Source organism: Nitrosospira briensis C-128, from assembly GCF_000619905.2.
Classification (GTDB): Bacteria; Pseudomonadota; Gammaproteobacteria; order Burkholderiales; family Nitrosomonadaceae; genus Nitrosospira; species Nitrosospira briensis.
In genome coordinates this window covers 1,434,612-1,451,954 of sequence record NZ_CP012371.1, presented here as the reverse complement: position 1 = coordinate 1,451,954, position 17,343 = coordinate 1,434,612, and the positions used below count along the sequence as shown (strand labels likewise).

General features: G+C 53.0%; 13 protein-coding genes. 6 read left to right on the top strand and 7 right to left on the bottom strand.

Annotated elements, in window-relative coordinates; all coding sequences use genetic code 11:
- Nucleotides 1–153: 153 nt before the first annotated feature.
- Nucleotides 154–1,434: an NRAMP family divalent metal transporter gene (locus tag F822_RS06540; protein ID WP_025041286.1), complete on the top strand. Its 1,281-nt coding sequence runs from the start codon at nucleotides 154–156 to the stop codon at nucleotides 1,432–1,434.
- 175 nt (nucleotides 1,435–1,609) lie between these two features.
- Here F822_RS06540 and F822_RS06535 read toward each other — a convergent pair whose 3' ends face one another.
- On the bottom strand, nucleotides 1,610–3,499 hold the full coding sequence (locus F822_RS06535) for a potassium transporter Kup (RefSeq protein WP_331458283.1): 1,890 nt from the start codon (nucleotides 3,497–3,499) through the stop codon (nucleotides 1,610–1,612).
- Nucleotides 3,500–4,496: 997 nt separating this feature from the next.
- On the opposite strand from F822_RS06535, the gene F822_RS06530 reads away from it, so the two are divergent.
- Complete coding sequence (locus tag F822_RS06530) at nucleotides 4,497–4,913, top strand: response regulator (RefSeq protein ID WP_025041284.1); 417 nt, start codon at nucleotides 4,497–4,499, stop codon at nucleotides 4,911–4,913.
- A gap of 133 nt (nucleotides 4,914–5,046) precedes the next feature.
- On the top strand, nucleotides 5,047–5,127 hold the full coding sequence (locus F822_RS16010) for a DUF4372 domain-containing protein (protein WP_156304466.1): 81 nt from the start codon (nucleotides 5,047–5,049) through the stop codon (nucleotides 5,125–5,127).
- 145 nt (nucleotides 5,128–5,272) lie between these two features.
- Here F822_RS16010 and F822_RS06525 read toward each other — a convergent pair whose 3' ends face one another.
- The 6 genes from F822_RS06525 to F822_RS06500 all read right to left on the bottom strand — a co-directional run bounded on the left by F822_RS06525 (nucleotide 5,273) and on the right by F822_RS06500 (nucleotide 12,577).
- On the bottom strand, nucleotides 5,273–6,310 hold the full coding sequence (locus tag F822_RS06525; RefSeq protein ID WP_025041283.1) for a methyltransferase: 1,038 nt from the start codon (nucleotides 6,308–6,310) through the stop codon (nucleotides 5,273–5,275).
- 127 nt (nucleotides 6,311–6,437) lie between these two features.
- Nucleotides 6,438–6,947, bottom strand: coding sequence for an SRPBCC family protein (locus tag F822_RS06520; RefSeq protein WP_036576090.1), 510 nt, complete (start codon nucleotides 6,945–6,947; stop codon nucleotides 6,438–6,440).
- Nucleotides 6,948–7,181: 234 nt separating this feature from the next.
- The gene (locus tag F822_RS06515; RefSeq protein ID WP_025041281.1) at nucleotides 7,182–7,676 is read right to left on the bottom strand and encodes a conjugal transfer lipoprotein TrbH; all 495 of its coding nucleotides are present in this window, start codon (nucleotides 7,674–7,676) and stop codon (nucleotides 7,182–7,184) included.
- Nucleotides 7,677–8,147: 471 nt separating this feature from the next.
- Nucleotides 8,148–9,956, bottom strand: coding sequence for a DNA helicase RecQ (recQ, locus tag F822_RS06510; RefSeq protein ID WP_025041280.1), 1,809 nt, complete (start codon nucleotides 9,954–9,956; stop codon nucleotides 8,148–8,150).
- 144 nt (nucleotides 9,957–10,100) lie between these two features.
- Nucleotides 10,101–11,135: a dihydroorotase gene (gene pyrC, locus F822_RS06505; RefSeq protein WP_025041279.1), complete on the bottom strand. Its 1,035-nt coding sequence runs from the start codon at nucleotides 11,133–11,135 to the stop codon at nucleotides 10,101–10,103.
- A gap of 263 nt (nucleotides 11,136–11,398) precedes the next feature.
- On the bottom strand, nucleotides 11,399–12,577 hold the full coding sequence (locus F822_RS06500) for an NAD(P)/FAD-dependent oxidoreductase (RefSeq protein WP_025041278.1): 1,179 nt from the start codon (nucleotides 12,575–12,577) through the stop codon (nucleotides 11,399–11,401).
- Between the two features lie 333 nt (nucleotides 12,578–12,910).
- Here F822_RS06500 and F822_RS06495 point away from each other — a divergent pair, with 333 nt between their 5' ends.
- The 3 genes from F822_RS06495 to aceE all read left to right on the top strand — a co-directional run bounded on the left by F822_RS06495 (nucleotide 12,911) and on the right by aceE (nucleotide 17,343).
- Nucleotides 12,911–13,567, top strand: a complete 657-nt coding sequence (locus F822_RS06495) for a hypothetical protein (RefSeq protein WP_025041277.1) — start codon at nucleotides 12,911–12,913, stop codon at nucleotides 13,565–13,567.
- Nucleotides 13,568–13,768: 201 nt separating this feature from the next.
- Nucleotides 13,769–14,626 (top strand): bifunctional methylenetetrahydrofolate dehydrogenase/methenyltetrahydrofolate cyclohydrolase FolD, encoded by an 858-nt coding sequence (gene folD, locus F822_RS06490; protein WP_025041276.1) that lies wholly within the window; start codon nucleotides 13,769–13,771, stop codon nucleotides 14,624–14,626.
- A gap of 50 nt (nucleotides 14,627–14,676) precedes the next feature.
- On the top strand, nucleotides 14,677–17,343 hold the full coding sequence (aceE, locus tag F822_RS06485; protein WP_025041275.1) for a pyruvate dehydrogenase (acetyl-transferring), homodimeric type: 2,667 nt from the start codon (nucleotides 14,677–14,679) through the stop codon (nucleotides 17,341–17,343).

Genomic DNA, 17,343 nt, shown 5'->3' with positions numbered 1-17,343 from the left:
GGTTCAGGGCGGGAACGTGCCGAAAAGGCGAGCTTTATCTTTTTCAAATAAAGATCCATTCTTCGAAGTTCAAGCTTGGCGCAATGGCACAGCCATTCATTCGTTGTCAGGCATACGGGAGCGATAGAGGCCGGCGACTTCGAGAGAACCTGCATGAAGGAGGAAGAGACTTCCGATTTACATAACGGTCCGGTCTGGAAAAAACTGGGCCCCGGGCTTATCACCGGCGCAGCGGATGACGATCCGAGCGGAATTGCTACCTACTCGCAAGTGGGAGCCGGATTCGGCTATTCGATGCTGTGGACGACATTCTTGACTTTTCCCCTTATGGTGGGCATCCAGATTGTCAGCGCCCGCATTGGACGAGTTACCGGTAATGGGCTTGCAGCCAATATTCGCGAGCATTATTCGCCATGGGTCCTGCACGGCCTCGTCTGCTTGCTTGTGATCGCAAACACAATCAACATTGCTGCCGATATCGGCGCAATGGCTGCAGCGCTCAAGCTCTTGATCGGTGGGCCGGCGCATCTGTATGGGGTGGCGTTCGCCGTGGTGTCCCTTGTGCTTCAGGTTTTCATACCGTTTCCACGATATGCGCCGATATTAAAATTATTGACGCTGTCGCTTTTTGCTTATGTCGCCACGGTTTTCGCCGTCGAGGTTCCTTGGGGTGACGTCTTTCGCAGCATAATCATCCCGTCCGTCTCTTTCGAAACTGATTATGTGGTGGCGGTTGTTGCTGTGTTCGGCACTACCATCAGTCCCTATCTATTTTTCTGGCAAGCTTCGCAGGAAGTTGAGGAACAACGGGCGTCAAAGGGCGAGAAGCCGCTTAAAGACGCACCGGAGCAGGCGCGCGATCACCTTCAGCGTATCAAGATGGATACTTACATCGGGATGGGATTTTCCAACCTCATCGCATTTTTCATTATGCTGACGGCAGCGGTCACCTTGCATCAACATGGTGTCAAGGATATCCAGACGTCTGCACAGGCGGCGGAAGCGCTGCGTCCCATAGCAGGTGAATATGCGTTTTTGTTATTTTCGGCAGGCATAGTAGGCACCGGATTGCTTGCCGTGCCGGTTCTCGCAGGTTCGGCCGCCTATGCCGTGGCGGAATCCTTCAGATGGCGTATTGGTTTGGGCCACAAGCTCCTGGAGGCCACGGGTTTTTATATGATTCTGATTGCCGCAACGCTTTTAGGCGTGATGCTCAACTTCACTTCCATCGACCCAATCAAAGCACTGTTCTGGAGTGCCGTCATCAATGGCGTTATTGCTGTGCCCATCATGGCGATAATGATGTCAATGGCGGCGAAACCGGAAATAATGGGAAGGTTTATAGTCACGTCTCGGCTTCAGATACTAGGTTGGCTTGCGACAGCTGTGATGGCGCTCGCGGTGCTTATGATGGCAGTAGCCTCATTTGCATAAAAATCCTTATCTTGGGCCTACTTGTTGGTGATTAGAGAGTTGGCCTGTATCGATTCTCAAGTTTATCAGTCCAGTGGCAGCTGACGCTTCTATCCCCAAGTCATGCGCGTAGCGTATCATGAGGAGCTACGCGAAGCGCGTATTCTTAAATAAAAGGTAATACCTCTGCCTACGCTTAAATCTCAACTTGAGTTCCCAGCTCAATTACGCGGTTAGGCGGAATTTGATAGTAATCCGCTGCGCCACGAGCAATGCGCGACATACCGATAAAGAGATGTTCTTGCCATCGGGCCATTCCCGCCCCTGGACTCGAGAGAATGGTTTGGCGTGCGATGAAGAACGACGTGGCCAGTATCTCGAACTCCAGGCCATATTGCTTGCATAGCTCCAATGCTTGTGGAACGTGTGGCTCATCTTTAAAGCCGTATTGAATAATGATCTGGTAACACTGATTCCCAAGCTCTTCTATTTGTACCCGATCGGATATAGGCACCCAGGGGACTTCAACCATACGCACCGTCAGAAACACGACGCGCTCATGCAATACCTTGTTATGTGTCAAATTATGCAGCAGTGCGTGGGGGACGCCATCGATATCACCATGCAGGAAGATCGCGGTGCCAGGCACGCGCATTGGCGGTGTTTTGAAGAGTGACCGCAAAAAATCCTTGAGTGGGATGGCATGTTTGTTCAGATTCTCGAAAACCAGTTGGCGTCCCTGCTTCCAGGTCAGCATGATGGTGAACAGGAAAATTCCCAACAGTAGCGGGAACCATCCGCCATGCAATATTTTGAGCGTGTTGGCGGAGAAGAATACAAGATCGATCACCAGAAAGAAACCCGTGCCAAGCATGGTTAAAGCAAGGTTATATTTCCAGCGGTAGCGCAGGACAAAGAAGGTCAATATCGTCGTTACGAGCATGGTTGCGGTAACAGCGATTCCATACGCTGCGGCCAGGTTGGAAGATGAGCCGAACCCTGTCACAGCGATCAATACGGCAGTCAGTTGCAGCCAGTTAACCGTCGGGATGTAGATTTGGCCGATCTGCATGGCCGAGGTGTGTACGATCTTCATCCGAGGCAGGAAGCCAAGTGCTATGGCTTGCTTGGTCATCGAGAAGGTGCCTGAAATCGTTGCTTGCGAAGCAATGACGGTTGCGATTGTCGATAGGATAACCAAGGGATAGGTACTCCAGGCACCCAGTTGGTGAAAAAAAGGGTTGCTCACGGCACCTGGATTGGACAGCAATAATCCACCCTGCCCCAGATAATTGAGTGCCAGCGCCGGAAACACGATGGAAAACCATGCCAAGCGTATAGGCTTGGCACCGAAGTGACCCATATCGGCATACAAGGCCTCCGCGCCGGTAAAGGCCAGAACCACCGCACCCAGGGCAATAAAGGCGATCAAGCGATTGTCATTCAAAAAAATGATTGCGTGCCACGGATTGAGCGCAACCAGAACTTCCGGCGCTTGAACGATATTGACAATACCCATGGCAGCCAACGTAAAAAACCAGACGAGCATGATCGGACCGAACCAACTGCCTATGCCGGCAGTACCTCTGGATTGCAGCGCATACAGCCCTACCAGAATGGCTACAGTGAGCGGCACGACATAGGGTTTTAACACTGGCGTAGCGACTTCCAGACCTTCAATTGCGGAGAGTACCGAAATCGCCGGCGTAATGACGCTGTCGCCATAGAACAGCGTTGCGCCAAACAAGCCTATCACTGTTACCGGGAAATACCAGCGCGACGCCTTGCCTACTGAAGATAGCGCCAGTGCCATCAGAGCCATGATGCCGCCCTCTTCCCGATTGTCTGCGCGCAGAATGAGGGTAACGTACTTGAGGGATACGATCAGGATGAGACCCCAGACAATCAGCGAGACGACGCCTAATAAATTGGGGGTATTGAGAACAAGGCCATGTTTTTCCGAGAATACCTCTTTCATGGTGTAGAGGGGGCTTGTACCTATATCGCCATAAACAATCCCCACTGCCGCCATGGTCAATGCAGCGAGACCGCTTTTCTTATGTTGCGATATTAAAGAAACACTCACTGATTCCGTCGCGTCAATATTCAATAGAAATGTGTGGGGTTAGCTCGATCAACGCCGCATGCCCTGCAGCGTCCAATAACATCGATGGCATATGAGTGGCGTCCTTGTTGTCGTCAACTTTCATGATGCGCAATGTTTTGAGAAGTGGCGAGACCGCCACTTCTCTGCCTGGAGATGCAGCAGCCTCCCGACCATGACTCTATCTATGGCCCGATTATGGGCCATATTTTGCGCCAGCATTCACGTCCGGGTTGACCCAGTGCGCTGGGTGGCGTTTGGGCTCCAAGATTTTTCAGTAGGCGTTGTTATAGAACTGGATTAAATCGGGTCCTCACAGATGAACATGAAGTGGTTTGAGGTCAGCATGATACCGAGCGTGGCCCTGAGCAATTTGGGCCATACCACAAATGGCCCAAGCGACGTAGCTGTCCAGTCGAAGAACCTCGTAAGGGCGGTCATTTCTCCTTGATCGGGTGGCAAATGAGTAGGTTGGTGCAAACTTTTCCTTTCAAGAAAGGCAGTGCCGGAGCGAATTTACTTCGACCCGCAGACGCCGAAGCAATCAGGCAATCAAGCTGATGCACTGCGGGTTGAACCTGGGAATTAAAGATATTTGGATCAAAACCGTACTATCCTGGTTAATGAACCAGCCTTTGAGCATATGGCAAACCCGTGTAATGCAAGTTCTAACATCGGCACTCAGGAACTCACTATGCCAGACATTCACTTCCAAATTGAAGCGAAATTAATATCTTATCAGTTTGGGTACGTGACCAAAGGTTGGAAGCGCGTCAGGACCGCTTGCAGAAAAAGCTGGAAAATGCTTCCGTTCTGGCCGATTGTTCATGAAGAGCACTCGCTATGTGGCTAAACGCACGGTGCCATCCAGAATTAAATGCAAATATACAAACGGGTTTAATAGCCCATGGTGTGCATATACTTGGCACGTGTCGACAGGAATGGAATCATCTGCATCGCCTCACAAAAAAGGTTATGAATGGATAGCAAAGGTCCTACACTTTTCGGAGTGAAAATACTGATCGTGGATGACGAGCCGGATGCGCTGGAGTTGACCAGGCTCATGCTGACTCTCAACCACGCTTGTGTGATTGCGGCTGGCAACGCTGCCGACGGATTGGAACAGATACAGATACACAGGCCGGATGTCATCGTCAGTGACATCGGCATGCCCCGGGTGGATGGCTATCAATTCATTCGCGAAGTAAGGAATCTGCCTGCGCATACCGGCGGGCAAACCCCTGCCGTTGCGCTTACCGCATTCAATCGTGCGGAAGATAAAATAAGAGCGATTAACGCCGGTTTTCAGAAGCATCTCTCCAAGCCCTTCGAATTACGTGCCTTAATAGACGTAATTGCAAGCATGACAGGGAAAAATAAGCCATTAAACGGATGATCTTGTATTCATGCTTCTCAACCCTATCAAGATCCTGGTATCTATATTTTTATCGCTAGCAGCCTGTCGGGCTTGAAGAATTGCAGCGAAAAAGTGACTGGGTGGGGGCAGATTTTGAGGATTTTGAAGGCCAATGAGTTGCACCGAACAGTTCCGTGCCATGACGTTTGCGCAACTGACTTATCGCGAGAGTCTGCAGGTTCATTGCCAGTGATGCCGATTTGCCGGGGCAGATAGATTCAGTTAATCCTTGCTCAAAACCTTGCTGATGCTGGTCGGCATTGTTTTCAAATACAGATTGCTACAAATACCTGCATGTGGTTCGCGAGGGACGAGTGATTATTTTGGAAAGCTATAGTTTAAGGTTTGAGGCCAGTAACTACACTATAATAACCAAAAGCTGGACGCACTTCGACATCACGAAATCCTGCATCGCTCAGCATGGCGGACAGTTCCGTGGAGGAGTAGGATTTTCCCTCGGTCCACCCCATCATGAGCATGCTGAATGCAGCCGCAGCGAAAGGACCGGATTTGTCCTCGTTATAGAGCATTCCATGGATGATGATGCGTCCCCCAGGCGGGAGAGCATTGAAACTCTTCGCGGTAAGAAAGCTGCACTTCTCAGGGGGCCAGTCATTATAAACGGTGGAATAAAAGTGAAGATCGGCTGCCGGCAGTTCATCACGCCACATGTCTCCTTCGCATGTCTTGATTCGATTTTGCATGCCATGCTGGGCAATGAATTCATTTGCAACCTCGCACACCATGGGAAAATCGAAAACGATAGCTTGTAAATTACTCCACTTTGATACGGCCCCAATCGAATGGGCGCCCGAACTTCCACCAATGTCGAGCATGGTATGGTGAGCGGAGAGATCGAGCACCTCCGGCCAGTGGAAAGCCGATTTGATGCTCATACTGTACATGCTGCGCGTGAATCTTCGTACGAGTTTGGCCTGCACCTCTTCGGGACGGTAAATACCCGTCCCGCCATAAACCTGGGGCTCATCTGTGCGAATTGCCTTTTCAAGGCTTTTAAATGAATGTACCTGATCGTTTTCGATCATCAGATCCCACATAAAGCCAAAATAGCTCGGGTTTTTCTTTAGCAGATAGTGTTCAGCGACTGCCGTCAACGAATAATGTCCCTCTTTTACCGACAGGAACCCCAGCGCTGTTGCTGTGGTCAGAATCGCTTCGGCAGGGCGCGCTTTGATGTCCAGCCTCTCGCAGATGACGGGTAGCGAAAGTTCGCCGTCTTCCAGTAGAGAAAAGACGCCGAGCTTATGCGCAAGAAGCAGCGCTGGATAGCCATAAATTCCGAGGACAACATCCCATAGTTTTCTATCATCCGGTGCCTGCGGTTGCTGTGCTTCTGTAGAAACTTCATCTGTCATAAGTAAATCCTCGCGCCGATTGATCGGAATGCTGAAACTATTATCCACCCACGACAATGGCGAGCGTAAAAGATTTTTCTGCTCCGACCGCAAGTCGCATTCTCTAAAAGTTGCAAGCAGGTGTCTGTCAGAGTCGAGCGGCTTTGGCGGGTTTGCCGCTTTCAACCAGACGTTTTATATTTTCTACCGTTTGGACTGCACCCTCCTGAATCGCGCTCCGGACCAGTTGCTCAAAAGGTCGCATGAATACTTTGAGTTCAAGTAGTTCAAAAGTAAAACTCAATTCCGTTACATCTTCCCCGCTTTTGGGTTGTAGTTCGTAAAGGCAGCGATAAGGTTCAACAACGCCCGCAAAGGCCAGTCGCCTCGAAGGTTCATAAATCGTAATCCGAAATTTCGATTCCGAGCGTTGGCCGTGATCCACGCGTACCTGCCTTGCTATGGTTCCCGACTTTACGGGCCCATCAGTGAGACATTCAAGTTCCTGTACTTCCGGCGACCATCTGGGATAGTTATGAAATAAATCGTCGCCAATAAATTTGAAGACTTCAGCAGCGGATAACTTGACCAGAATGCTCTTCTTGCCGACTACTGGATCAGCGGGGCCCAGATTGAACATGGAGCCTAAATTAAACATTTATATAACTCCTGCTCAGACTGAAGATCCGCACCGAGCAATAGAAATTGGTCGCTACTGATAATTCTCGACGGTAGAATCTTCCTGAAGAGATTCCAGGTCGATTGTTGCCTTTAGAGGGCCAATTGTCGCTCTTAGTCTTCCCATAAGCAACGGGATTGTGGTTTGAAGTGGTAAACAGTCGGCCTAAAAGGCGAAGGGATGCTCTCTCAACACATGGTCTGGCTCATGGCGCTACTCCTTGAACGTCCAGGCCCCGGCAGGGACAATGGTGCCGTTTTCGATCAGGTAGGCGCGCGCCAGCACGGCGCGGCCGATTACCATTGTGATACGGGAAAAGTCTCTGCCCGAATGGTTGAGTACGTAGCGCAGCTCGATACCTGGTTCGGTCGCGAGTGATTGTGCGGGCATGTTGCTGTCGTCCGCCGGTTTTGGTGAAAATACCGCGCCAAAGGTATCCGGCGGCATGATCCGGGGTCTTTCGGCCTTTTCAGAGAGCGCATACCCTTTGGCGCGCAGCCGGTTCGCCAGCAGCGCCCCAAAACTCTCGGGGTCGGAGACGACCAGGCTGAATTGCGTCTTTGCCGGCGGATAGAGTCGCGCAAGCTGGTTGACGGTATCGGTAGCAATTTTTTCATCGAGGGCGGCGAAGGGATTGCCCCTGGTCAAGGGCTGGAATGCGCAGGCACCAAGGCATGCGCACAACAACGCGATAAGCAGGATGCGCATTTTTATTTCCCTTTTTGAATGGTGACGCGATCCTGGCTGAAGCCGACGCGCGACAAGGATGGTTTTGTCAAAATACTGTCAACGATATAGCGATTGCCTTGCAGCCGATGGTTCACCTGGACCGATTCCTGTCGATGAACGGTCCCCCATCCTTTCATCCCACCAGCGGAATCGGGGCTTCAGACTGGTTCATGCTGGCGGGCATCTGGATAATCATCTTGACGCCATCGTTGTAGACACGTGGATGCAGTAACGACGATGATCACGCCCTGATCGACGCCTTTTGCCCGGTTCATCGGCGACACTGCGATGGCTGTCCAAGCTTGCCCACTTTCACGACTTAAGGAATGAATTTCGACTGGCTACCGATATAGATCATGTCGCCGACCCCAGCCAGCGATCAGAACTGCACAAACTTGCCTTGCTTTTTGTCGCACAAGGGTGCCGGTCCGATGCTCTTATCGTTTTTTTTCAACTTCGAAGAATCATAAGCAGATCGTCGCCGTAACTCTCCAGTTTTCTTGCGCCGATACCGGGCACTTCGCGCAGTTCATTTTCCGTCTTTGGATGCAGGCGTACCAATTCTGCCAGTGTTGCATCGTGAAACACCACATAAGCGGGAACGCCGTGCGTCTTTGCAGCTTCGGTGCGCCATGCGCGCAGGCGCGCCCATAGCGCACGCGCCGCGAGGTCAAGCGTGGCGGTTTTATCTTCACGTGCCACCTTGGTCTTGGCCGCAGCCTTCTTTCGCTCTGGCTGCAGGCGCAGACGCACCGTTTGATTCCCAGTCAGCACTGCGCGGCTGGCTGCGGCAAGACGCAGCGAACCATGACCTTCACTGTCTGCGGTGAGCAAGCCGAGCGCCGCCAGTTGGCGGAATACTGCTCGCCAGGCTTTTTCATCCAATTCCTTGCCGATACCGAAGGTGCTGACCTTGTCGTGAGCCCATTGCCTCACGCGCGTGGTATCGTTGCCGCGCAGCACGTCAATCAGATGCCCGGCACCAAAGCGCTGGCCGGTGCGAAATGCACACGACAGCGCCTTCTGTGCGGCCACCGTCCCGTCCCACACCTGTGGCGGATCGAGGCAGACATCGCAATTGCCGCAAGCGGCACTGGCTGGCGCTTCGCCAAAATACTCGAGCAGGCGCGCACGACGGCAGGTGGTGGCTTCGCACAGTGCCAGCAGCGCATCGAGCTTGGCCGAAGCGCTTCGTTTGAATTGTGCTTCCGCCGGGGAATCCTCTATCATCCGCCGCTGCTGTACCACATCGCCCAAGCCGTAAGCCATCCATGCGCTGGCGGCTTGACCGTCGCGCCCGGCACGGCCGGTTTCCTGATAATAGGCTTCCACGCTCTTGGGCAGATCGAGGTGAGCCACGAAGCGCACGTCCGGCTTGTCTATGCCCATCCCGAATGCGATGGTAGCGACCATTACAATGCCTTCTTCGCGCAGAAATTCTTCCTGGTTGCGGCTGCGGTCCGGTGCACTCATACCGGCATGGTATGGAAGGGCACGTATACCCTTTTCGACCAGCCAAGCCGCTGTTTCCTCGACTTTCCTGCGCGACAGACAATAGACGATACCGGCGTCGCCATCATGCTCAGCGCGGATAAAAGCGATTAACTGGGCCTTGCCGTTTATTTTATCGACGATCTGATAACGAATGTTGGGGCGGTCAAAACTTGAAATAAATATTTCGGCGCCATCGAGGCCAAGACGCCGGATGATTTCCTCTCGCGTCACGCTATCCGCGGTGGCTGTCAGGGCAATGCGTGGTATGTTGGGAAATCGCTCATGCAGGATTGAAAGCTGGATGTATTCGGGGCGGAAATCATGGCCCCATTGAGACACGCAGTGCGCCTCATCGATGGCAAACAGGGAAAGCGGCGTGCGCGCCAGAAGATCGAGAAAGCGCGGTGTCAACAACCTCTCCGGCGCCACATACACCAGATCATATGTGCCGGCGAGCATGCCTCGCTCGACTGTGGCCGCTTCTGTCTGTGACAGGGAGGAATTGAGAAACGCCGCACGCACCCCGGCTTCGTGCAGGGCCGCTACCTGATTCTGCATAAGCGCAATCAGCGGCGAAACCACTACCGCGACACCGTTGCGCAATAACGCCGGAATCTGATAGCACAACGATTTTCCGCCTCCGGTCGGCATCAATACGAGGCAATCCCCGCCTCCGGCAATATGCGCGATCACTTCGGCCTGCCGACCACGAAAAGCGGGATAGCCGAAGATATCCTTCAGAAGGGCGAGAGCGCGGGGCGCCATGCTTATGGAAGTTTCAAAATTAAGGGAGCTTCGATTTAAGGGAGGTTCAAAATTAGAGAAGCTTCAAGAATTACCACGCTTCCGAAGACGATTTGTGAAAAATGCGGGTTGATACAACTCGGGCGTAATTCGCACCCTTGCACTTTAGCCGATCAATTTCCATGCCAGGCTTTCCCCTGCACGCAGGGGGACCAATGCTTCGTTTCCAAAACCCAGTTGCGACGGCACGCTCCAGTTTTCTTTCTTCAGCATAATACTGTCCTTGTTGCGCGGCAGTTTGTAGAAATCCGCGCCATGGAAGCTGGCGAAGGCTTCCAGCTTGTCCAGCGCCCCCGCTAGTTCGAAAGCTTCCGCATAGAGTTCAATCGCCGCATGAGCGGTGTAGACGCCTGCGCAGCCGCAGGTGCTTTCCTTGGCAGACCGGGGATGAGGCGCGCTATCGGTGCCCAGAAAAAACTTCGGGTTTCCGCTGGTGGCGGCTTCGACCAGTTTCTGGCGATGGGTTTCACGTTTCAGCACCGGGAGACAATAGTGGTGCGGCCGGATGCCGCCCTGGAACAGGGCGTTTCGGTTAAGCAGCATATGATGGGCGGTAATCGTGGCTGCAATATGGGCCCGTGCGCCGGTAACGAACGCCACCGCTTCCTGGGTAGTGATGTGCTCGAACACGATCCGCAATTGCGGGAACCGTTGCGTAAGAGGCATTAATACCCTGTCGAGAAAGGATTTTTCCCTGTCGAACACATCCACCGCCGGATCAGTCACCTCTCCATGCACGAGCAGCGGCATCCCCGCCTCTTCCATTGCCGCCAGCGTCCCGTAGCACTTGGCGATGTCAGTAACACCAGCAGCGGAGTTTGTCGTGGCGCCGGCCGGATAAAATTTCACGCCATGTATTGTACCGTTTCTCCTGCCTTCGAAAATTTCGGAAGGCGCAGTGTTGTCGGTAAGGTAGAGTGTCATCAATGGCTCAAAGCGCATGCCCGGCGGCAGGGCGGCAAGAATATGCTCGCGGTATGCCAGCGCCATTTCGACTGTGATTATCGGCGGTTTGAGGTTGGGCATGACAATGGCACGGGCGAAGCGCCGTGCCGTATCCGGCAGAACTGCGCGCATTTGCTCGCCGTCACGCAAATGAAGGTGACAGTCGTCCGGCCGGGTGAGGGTGAGGGTTTTCAAGATGACGCGTGCCAGTTATTTCTCTGATTTACCCGGTGAGAATATAGATGAATTTCGCCATTCCCGGGGATCGATCCGGATTCCAACCCAAATCAACAATAAACGGCATGCTGTGACCGCCTTGGATACCGTCCGCATACGTTGCACTGCTCGCGTGGATCAATAGCAAGATTTCCTGGCACGACCGAACCGAGTCTTGAATTCCAGCTCGCCTTTTATATCCGCAAGAAGGGATAGCAAGAAAATCGCGCCTGACTATCTGCCTAGCCGGTGATGCGGCCCATCAGGGTTTCGCTGGAGTGTATCGTTTTTTTGGCAATTAGCTGCGTAGCGGCATCGACCTGTCCCCAGGTGTTCCAAAGCAGCACGCCGCGCACGAGCCCATCGCGTAAATAATAAATTACGCCTTTACGGAAAGGCTCTTCCCAATCTTCGACGATATCCATGCGGGAATCCAGTTCTCCCACTGCTTCATAACCCAGGTCAAACAGGTCGGAATAAAAGAAAGGCTGATGACGATAGGTATCTGATTGCCCCGCCATATTCCGGCCTGCCATTTCACCCATCACATTAGCGTTATCCTCATGCTCCACGCGCATACGCTTATCCAATAGCGTGCTATGGAAGTTCGCCACGTCCCCCGCCGCGTAAATGTCCGGATTGCTCGTGCGCAACTGATCGTCCACGACAATGCCGTTATCCACCGCCAGTCCGGCCTGCGTGGCCAAGTCGGTGTTGGGTGATATCCCCAGTCCCGCAACGACGCCATCGGCGGAGATATCTGTACCGTTTGCCGTGGTTACAATTGTTTTGGCGCCCTCGGTCCTCACCGATTTAATCGTTTCTGACGCAAGCACGGTGACGCCTTTTTCGCGGTAGTATGAATTCAGGAATTCAGCGAGAGGCGGTGCATAAACACGCGCACCAATACCGCTTTCCGGGAAAATCATCGTCACCCGCTTGTTGTTCATCGCAAGCGCGGCGGCAATTTCGGAACCGATGAAGCCGCCTCCGATAACAACGAAGTCCGAACCATGCTGACTCAACTCCCGCAGCTTAAGGTAGTCATCCGCGGTTCTGTAGTAGATCATGCTCTCGCCAAAAGTCGGGAAACGCCGCACCGTGCCGCCAGTGGCAAGCAAGAGCTTTTCATACGTATAGATGTTTCCGGCATCATCCGTTGCGGTTTTTTTTGATGGATCGACGGCCACCACTTTTTTTGCCAGATGCATGGCAACATTCAGGCCGTGCGCGTTTCGCCAGATGGATTCATAAGCCGAGCCCTTCCAGAGAGACTTTGTCAGGGGTGGACGATCATAAGGCAGGTGCCGCTCCTCGCAAATCATGGCAATGGCCCCGTCTTGATCGATCTTGCGGATACCGTGAACAGCGGAATCAGCGGCCATTCCACCGCCGACGATAAGGTATTTATGATGTTTCATAATCTTCCCATTGATATACGCGCGCAAGCGCACATTCAGAATTGACCGGATTACGATATTTCAAAAAACTTTTCTTACTGTTCAGGAAAAAGGCCGCTACCGCATATTGGGGAACTCGGTATGGATCGCCTTATCTAATTGTAGATCAGTCTGAATTCTTTGGTGAATTCCTTTTGTTAGAAGCATGGCAGCACGCCGAATTTATCCGGAACCGGATCGGACAGCTGTCCAGGTGCGGGACGATTCATCCTTCTTCAACGAGCTTTTGCCAGTATATAATGCGTTCCTCTACAAATTCAAAGTTAAGGTTGGGCATGTCCCGTTATTACGACAATGAATGACACGAAAACTGACTCTGAAACGACTGTAACTGAAGTCTGCGTGCTGTGCGCGCGTGAGGTGCTGGAGTCTCAGCTTCCGAAAATTAAAGACAAAGGATATGATTTCGCGCCACAGTTCAGGCAGCTGACGATTCAGCTCTATCTGGTAGGTGTCATGTGGCGCCAGGGTGAGAATCTCGGTTTACCAGCCAATGCTCGCGACCATGCCTTTGCGGCGCTTGAGTCGATGCTCATCAGCGACGGCATGAAAAAAAAGGATGCTCAAAAACGAGTTGCATTTCTGAGTAAAATGTCAAGAGTGGAGGGCGGCGACGACTCGCTTGCCGTAAGCATGGGCTACCAGGCTATGCCCAACGATGACAGCATCGTGGCGGTTTTTGATGAATATCGAAATGAAACGCGCGTTTCCGGCTCATTGTGGCGACTGTATGAGCGTGGTAAAAAGATCATGGTTATCGGCGGCGCGGTGGCTGCTTTCCTGACGGTTTGGGTTGTCACTATTTTTCTTCCAAAAACCGAGGGAATTGACGTGCTGGCGGCTGGGCTCGTGGCTGCTGCCCTGGTTGTCCTTCCAACTTTTCTGGTGGGGCTGCTGATTTATCGAATGAAGATCAGAAAAGCAGACTCGCCGGGCGCGCGCCAATCTTGATCGTGGAGAACATCGGCATGGATAATGCCAGTTTGCGCTGATCACCCCTGGCTGTCTGAATACAGCCCGCCCTCATTTGCCTGCTGGGTGATCCGCTTCCAGTGCCACTACGGATCGGCCTAGCGCTCACACGGGCTTGTTCGCCGGTTCCTTGGCGTATAATTAACCATCCATTATCCGCTTAAGGCGATCCAATAAACGATGAATGCCAAAATTATGGATGGGAACGCGTTTGCCCGCGAACTTCGAGCTGACTGGAAGATTCGCGCCGCGCGCTTGACGGAAAAAGGTATGCAACCTGGGCTGGCGGTGGTTATTGCCGGTGATGATCCGGCTTCACGCATCTACGTGCGGAACAAGGCTAAAGCGTGTAGCGACACGGGGATTTATTCCGAAATACATGAGTTTTCCGAGAACACGAGCCAGGATGAGGTAATGGAGCGTATTCAGGAACTGAACCGGAATCCCAGAATTCACGGTATCCTCGTGCAGCTGCCGTTACCGCGACGCTTCGAAAGCGATAAAGTGATTGCATCCGTTGCAGTGGAAAAAGACGTGGATGGATTCCATCTTTACAATGTAGGATCGCTGGTTACGGGTAATGCGATATACCCGCCTTGCACACCTCATGGGGTGATCAAGATACTGGAAAAATACAGCGTTCCAATTGAAGGGCAGCACGCGGTGGTGGTGGGCCGCAGCAACATCGTCGGCAAGCCCATGGCGTTGATGCTCTTGCAAAGAGGCGCGACGGTTACCATCTGTACCTCAAAGACGCGTGATCTGGCCGAACATACGCGTCGCGCCGATATCCTGGTAGTGGCGACCGGAAAGCCGCATATGATTACCGCCGGCATGGTGAAGGACGGCGCAGCGGTGATAGATGTTGGCATCAACCGCATGCCGGACGGTAAACTGGTGGGTGACGTGGAGTTCGAGTCGGTCAAGGAAAAGGCAGGTTACATCACGCCTGTGCCGGGCGGCGTGGGCCCGGTGACTATCGCGATGTTGCTGTATAACACTATCGAGGCTGCCGAGCGCGCATACGCACGGGCTTAATTGCGACGCAGACCAATCACATCGGTAATCCCAACAATTTCGAGACGAAAATGGAACCCATTCCCGACATAGATCCATCTGAAACACAGGAGTGGCTGGACGCCCTGGAATCCGTGCTGGAGCACGAGGGAACCGAGCGCGCGCATTACCTGCTGGAAAGGTTGGTAGAAAAAGCCCGGCGTTCAGGCGCATACCTTCCTTACAGCGCCACCACGGCCTATATCAATACCATTCCACCAGGCAAGGAGGACCGCTCTCCCGGTAATCATGCGCTGGAACATCGCATTCGCTCTTATGTCCGTTGGAACTCCATGGCAATGGTATTGCACGCCAACAAGAACTCCAATGTCGGTGGCCATATTGCCAGCTTTGCGTCCGCGGCGACGCTCTATGATGTCGGCTACAATCACTTCTGGCACGCTAGATCGGAAAATCATGGGGGAGATCTGATATTCGCGCAAGGCCACTCGTCACCCGGTCTTTATGCCTATGCTTTCATGCTGGGAGAGTTGACGGAGGACCAGCTCAATAATTTCAGGCGCGAGGTGGACGGCAAGGGACTGTCCTCTTATCCGCATCCCTGGCTCATGCCGGACTTTTGGCAGTTCCCCACGGTATCGATGGGGCTCGGGCCACTGATGTCGATTTACCAGGCCCGTTTCATGAAATATCTGGATAGCCGCGGGCTGGTCAAGACCAACGGCCGCAAAGTCTGGGCCTTCATGGGTGACGGCGAAATGGATGAGCCGGAATCGCTGGGCGGCATTTCTCTGGCCACACGCGAGAATCTGGATAATCTGATTTTTGTGATTAACTGCAACCTTCAGCGCCTGGACGGGCCGGTGCGTGGAAATGGCAAGATCATCCAGGAACTTGAAGCCGCCTTTCGCGGTGTCGGCTGGAATGTCATCAAGGTGATATGGGGCTCATACTGGGATCCATTGTTTGCCAAGGATACCAAAGGCCTGCTGCAGAAACGCATGATGGAATGTGTAGACGGCGAATATCAGACTTTCAAGTCGAGAGACGGTGCCTATGTCCGTGAACATTTTTTCGGCAAATATCCGGAGTTGCTGGAAATGGTCGCCAATATGTCGGACGATGACATCTGGCGCTTGAACCGCGGCGGTCATGATCCGCATAAAGTCTTTGCGGCTTATGCAGCCGCGATACGGCATACAGGGCAGCCCACTGTGATTCTTGCCAAAACCATCAAGGGATACGGGATGGGTGAAGCGGGCGAGGCGCAGAACATCACCCATCAGCAAAAAAAGATGGGTACCACTTCGCTGAAAGCGTTTCGCGACCGCTTCGGTCTTCCAATTGCAGACGACAAGATAGACGATATACCGTATCTGACATTTGACAAGGCTTCGCCTGAGTATATGTACATGCATCAGCGGCGTGAGGCGCTGGGCGGTTTCATCCACCGGCGCCAGCGAAAGGCGGAAGCGCTGCGGATTCCACCGCTATCCGCATTCGATGCCCTGCTCAAGGCGGGCGGCGAGGGGCGGGAATCTTCCACCACCATGGCTTTCGTACGCATACTCAACATTCTGGTAAAGGACAAGAGCATTGGTAAGCGAGTGGTGCCCATCGTTGCGGACGAGTCGCGGACTTTCGGTATGGAGGGGATGTTTCGACAACTGGCCATCTGGTCGTCGACGGGGCAGCTCTACAAACCGGAGGATGCCGATCAACTGATGTATTACAAGGAAGACAAGAACGGCCAGATTCTGCAAGAAGGTATCAACGAGGCCGGGGCGATGTGCTCATGGATGGCGGCGGCAACGGCATACAGCAATCACGGCGTGCAGATGATTCCGTTCTATATTTTCTATTCAATGTTCGGTTTTCAGCGTGTGGGAGATCTTGCCTGGGCGGCTGGAGATATGCGTTGCCGTGGATTTCTACTGGGAGGCACCGCCGGACGCACAACGCTTAACGGAGAGGGTCTGCAGCATGAGGATGGCCACAGTCACCTGGCTGCATCCACTATTCCAAATTGCATATCCTATGATCCGACGTTTGCGTATGAGATCGCCGTCATTATCCAGGATGGCATGCGGCGCATGTATGAAGAGCAGGAGGACGTCTATTACTATATAACGGTAATGAACGAAAACTATTCGCATCCGGGGATGCCTGCCAACGCGGAACAAGGGATACTGAAAGGAATGTACCTGTTTCGGGAAGGTAATACGACAGGGGAAAATTCCGGTCTCCGGGTACAATTGCTTGGTTCGGGGACGATATTGCGCGAAGTGATAGCAGCGGCGGAAATACTGGAAAAGGAATATGGCATCGCTGCCGACATCTGGAGCGCCACGAGCTTTACCGAATTGAGACGTGAAGCACTGGATGTTACCCGATGGAACATGCTGCATCCCGCCGAAGCGCCAAGATTGTCCTATGTCGGCACGTGCCTCAAGGATCGGAAGGGGCCGGTGATAGCCGCCACGGACTACATGAAGATTTTTGCCGATCAGATCCGGGAATTTGTGCCGGGGCGGTATAAGGTTTTGGGCACAGACGGGTTTGGCCGCTCTGATACACGTGAGCAACTACGGCGGTTTTTTGAAGTGGACCGTAATTACATTACGGTAGCGGCGCTCAAGTCGCTGGCCGAGGAAGGTCAGATCACGGCAGATAAGGTGGCAAAAGCGATAAGCAAGCTTGGCATCGACCCGGACAAGCCCAATCCGGTAACAGTGTGA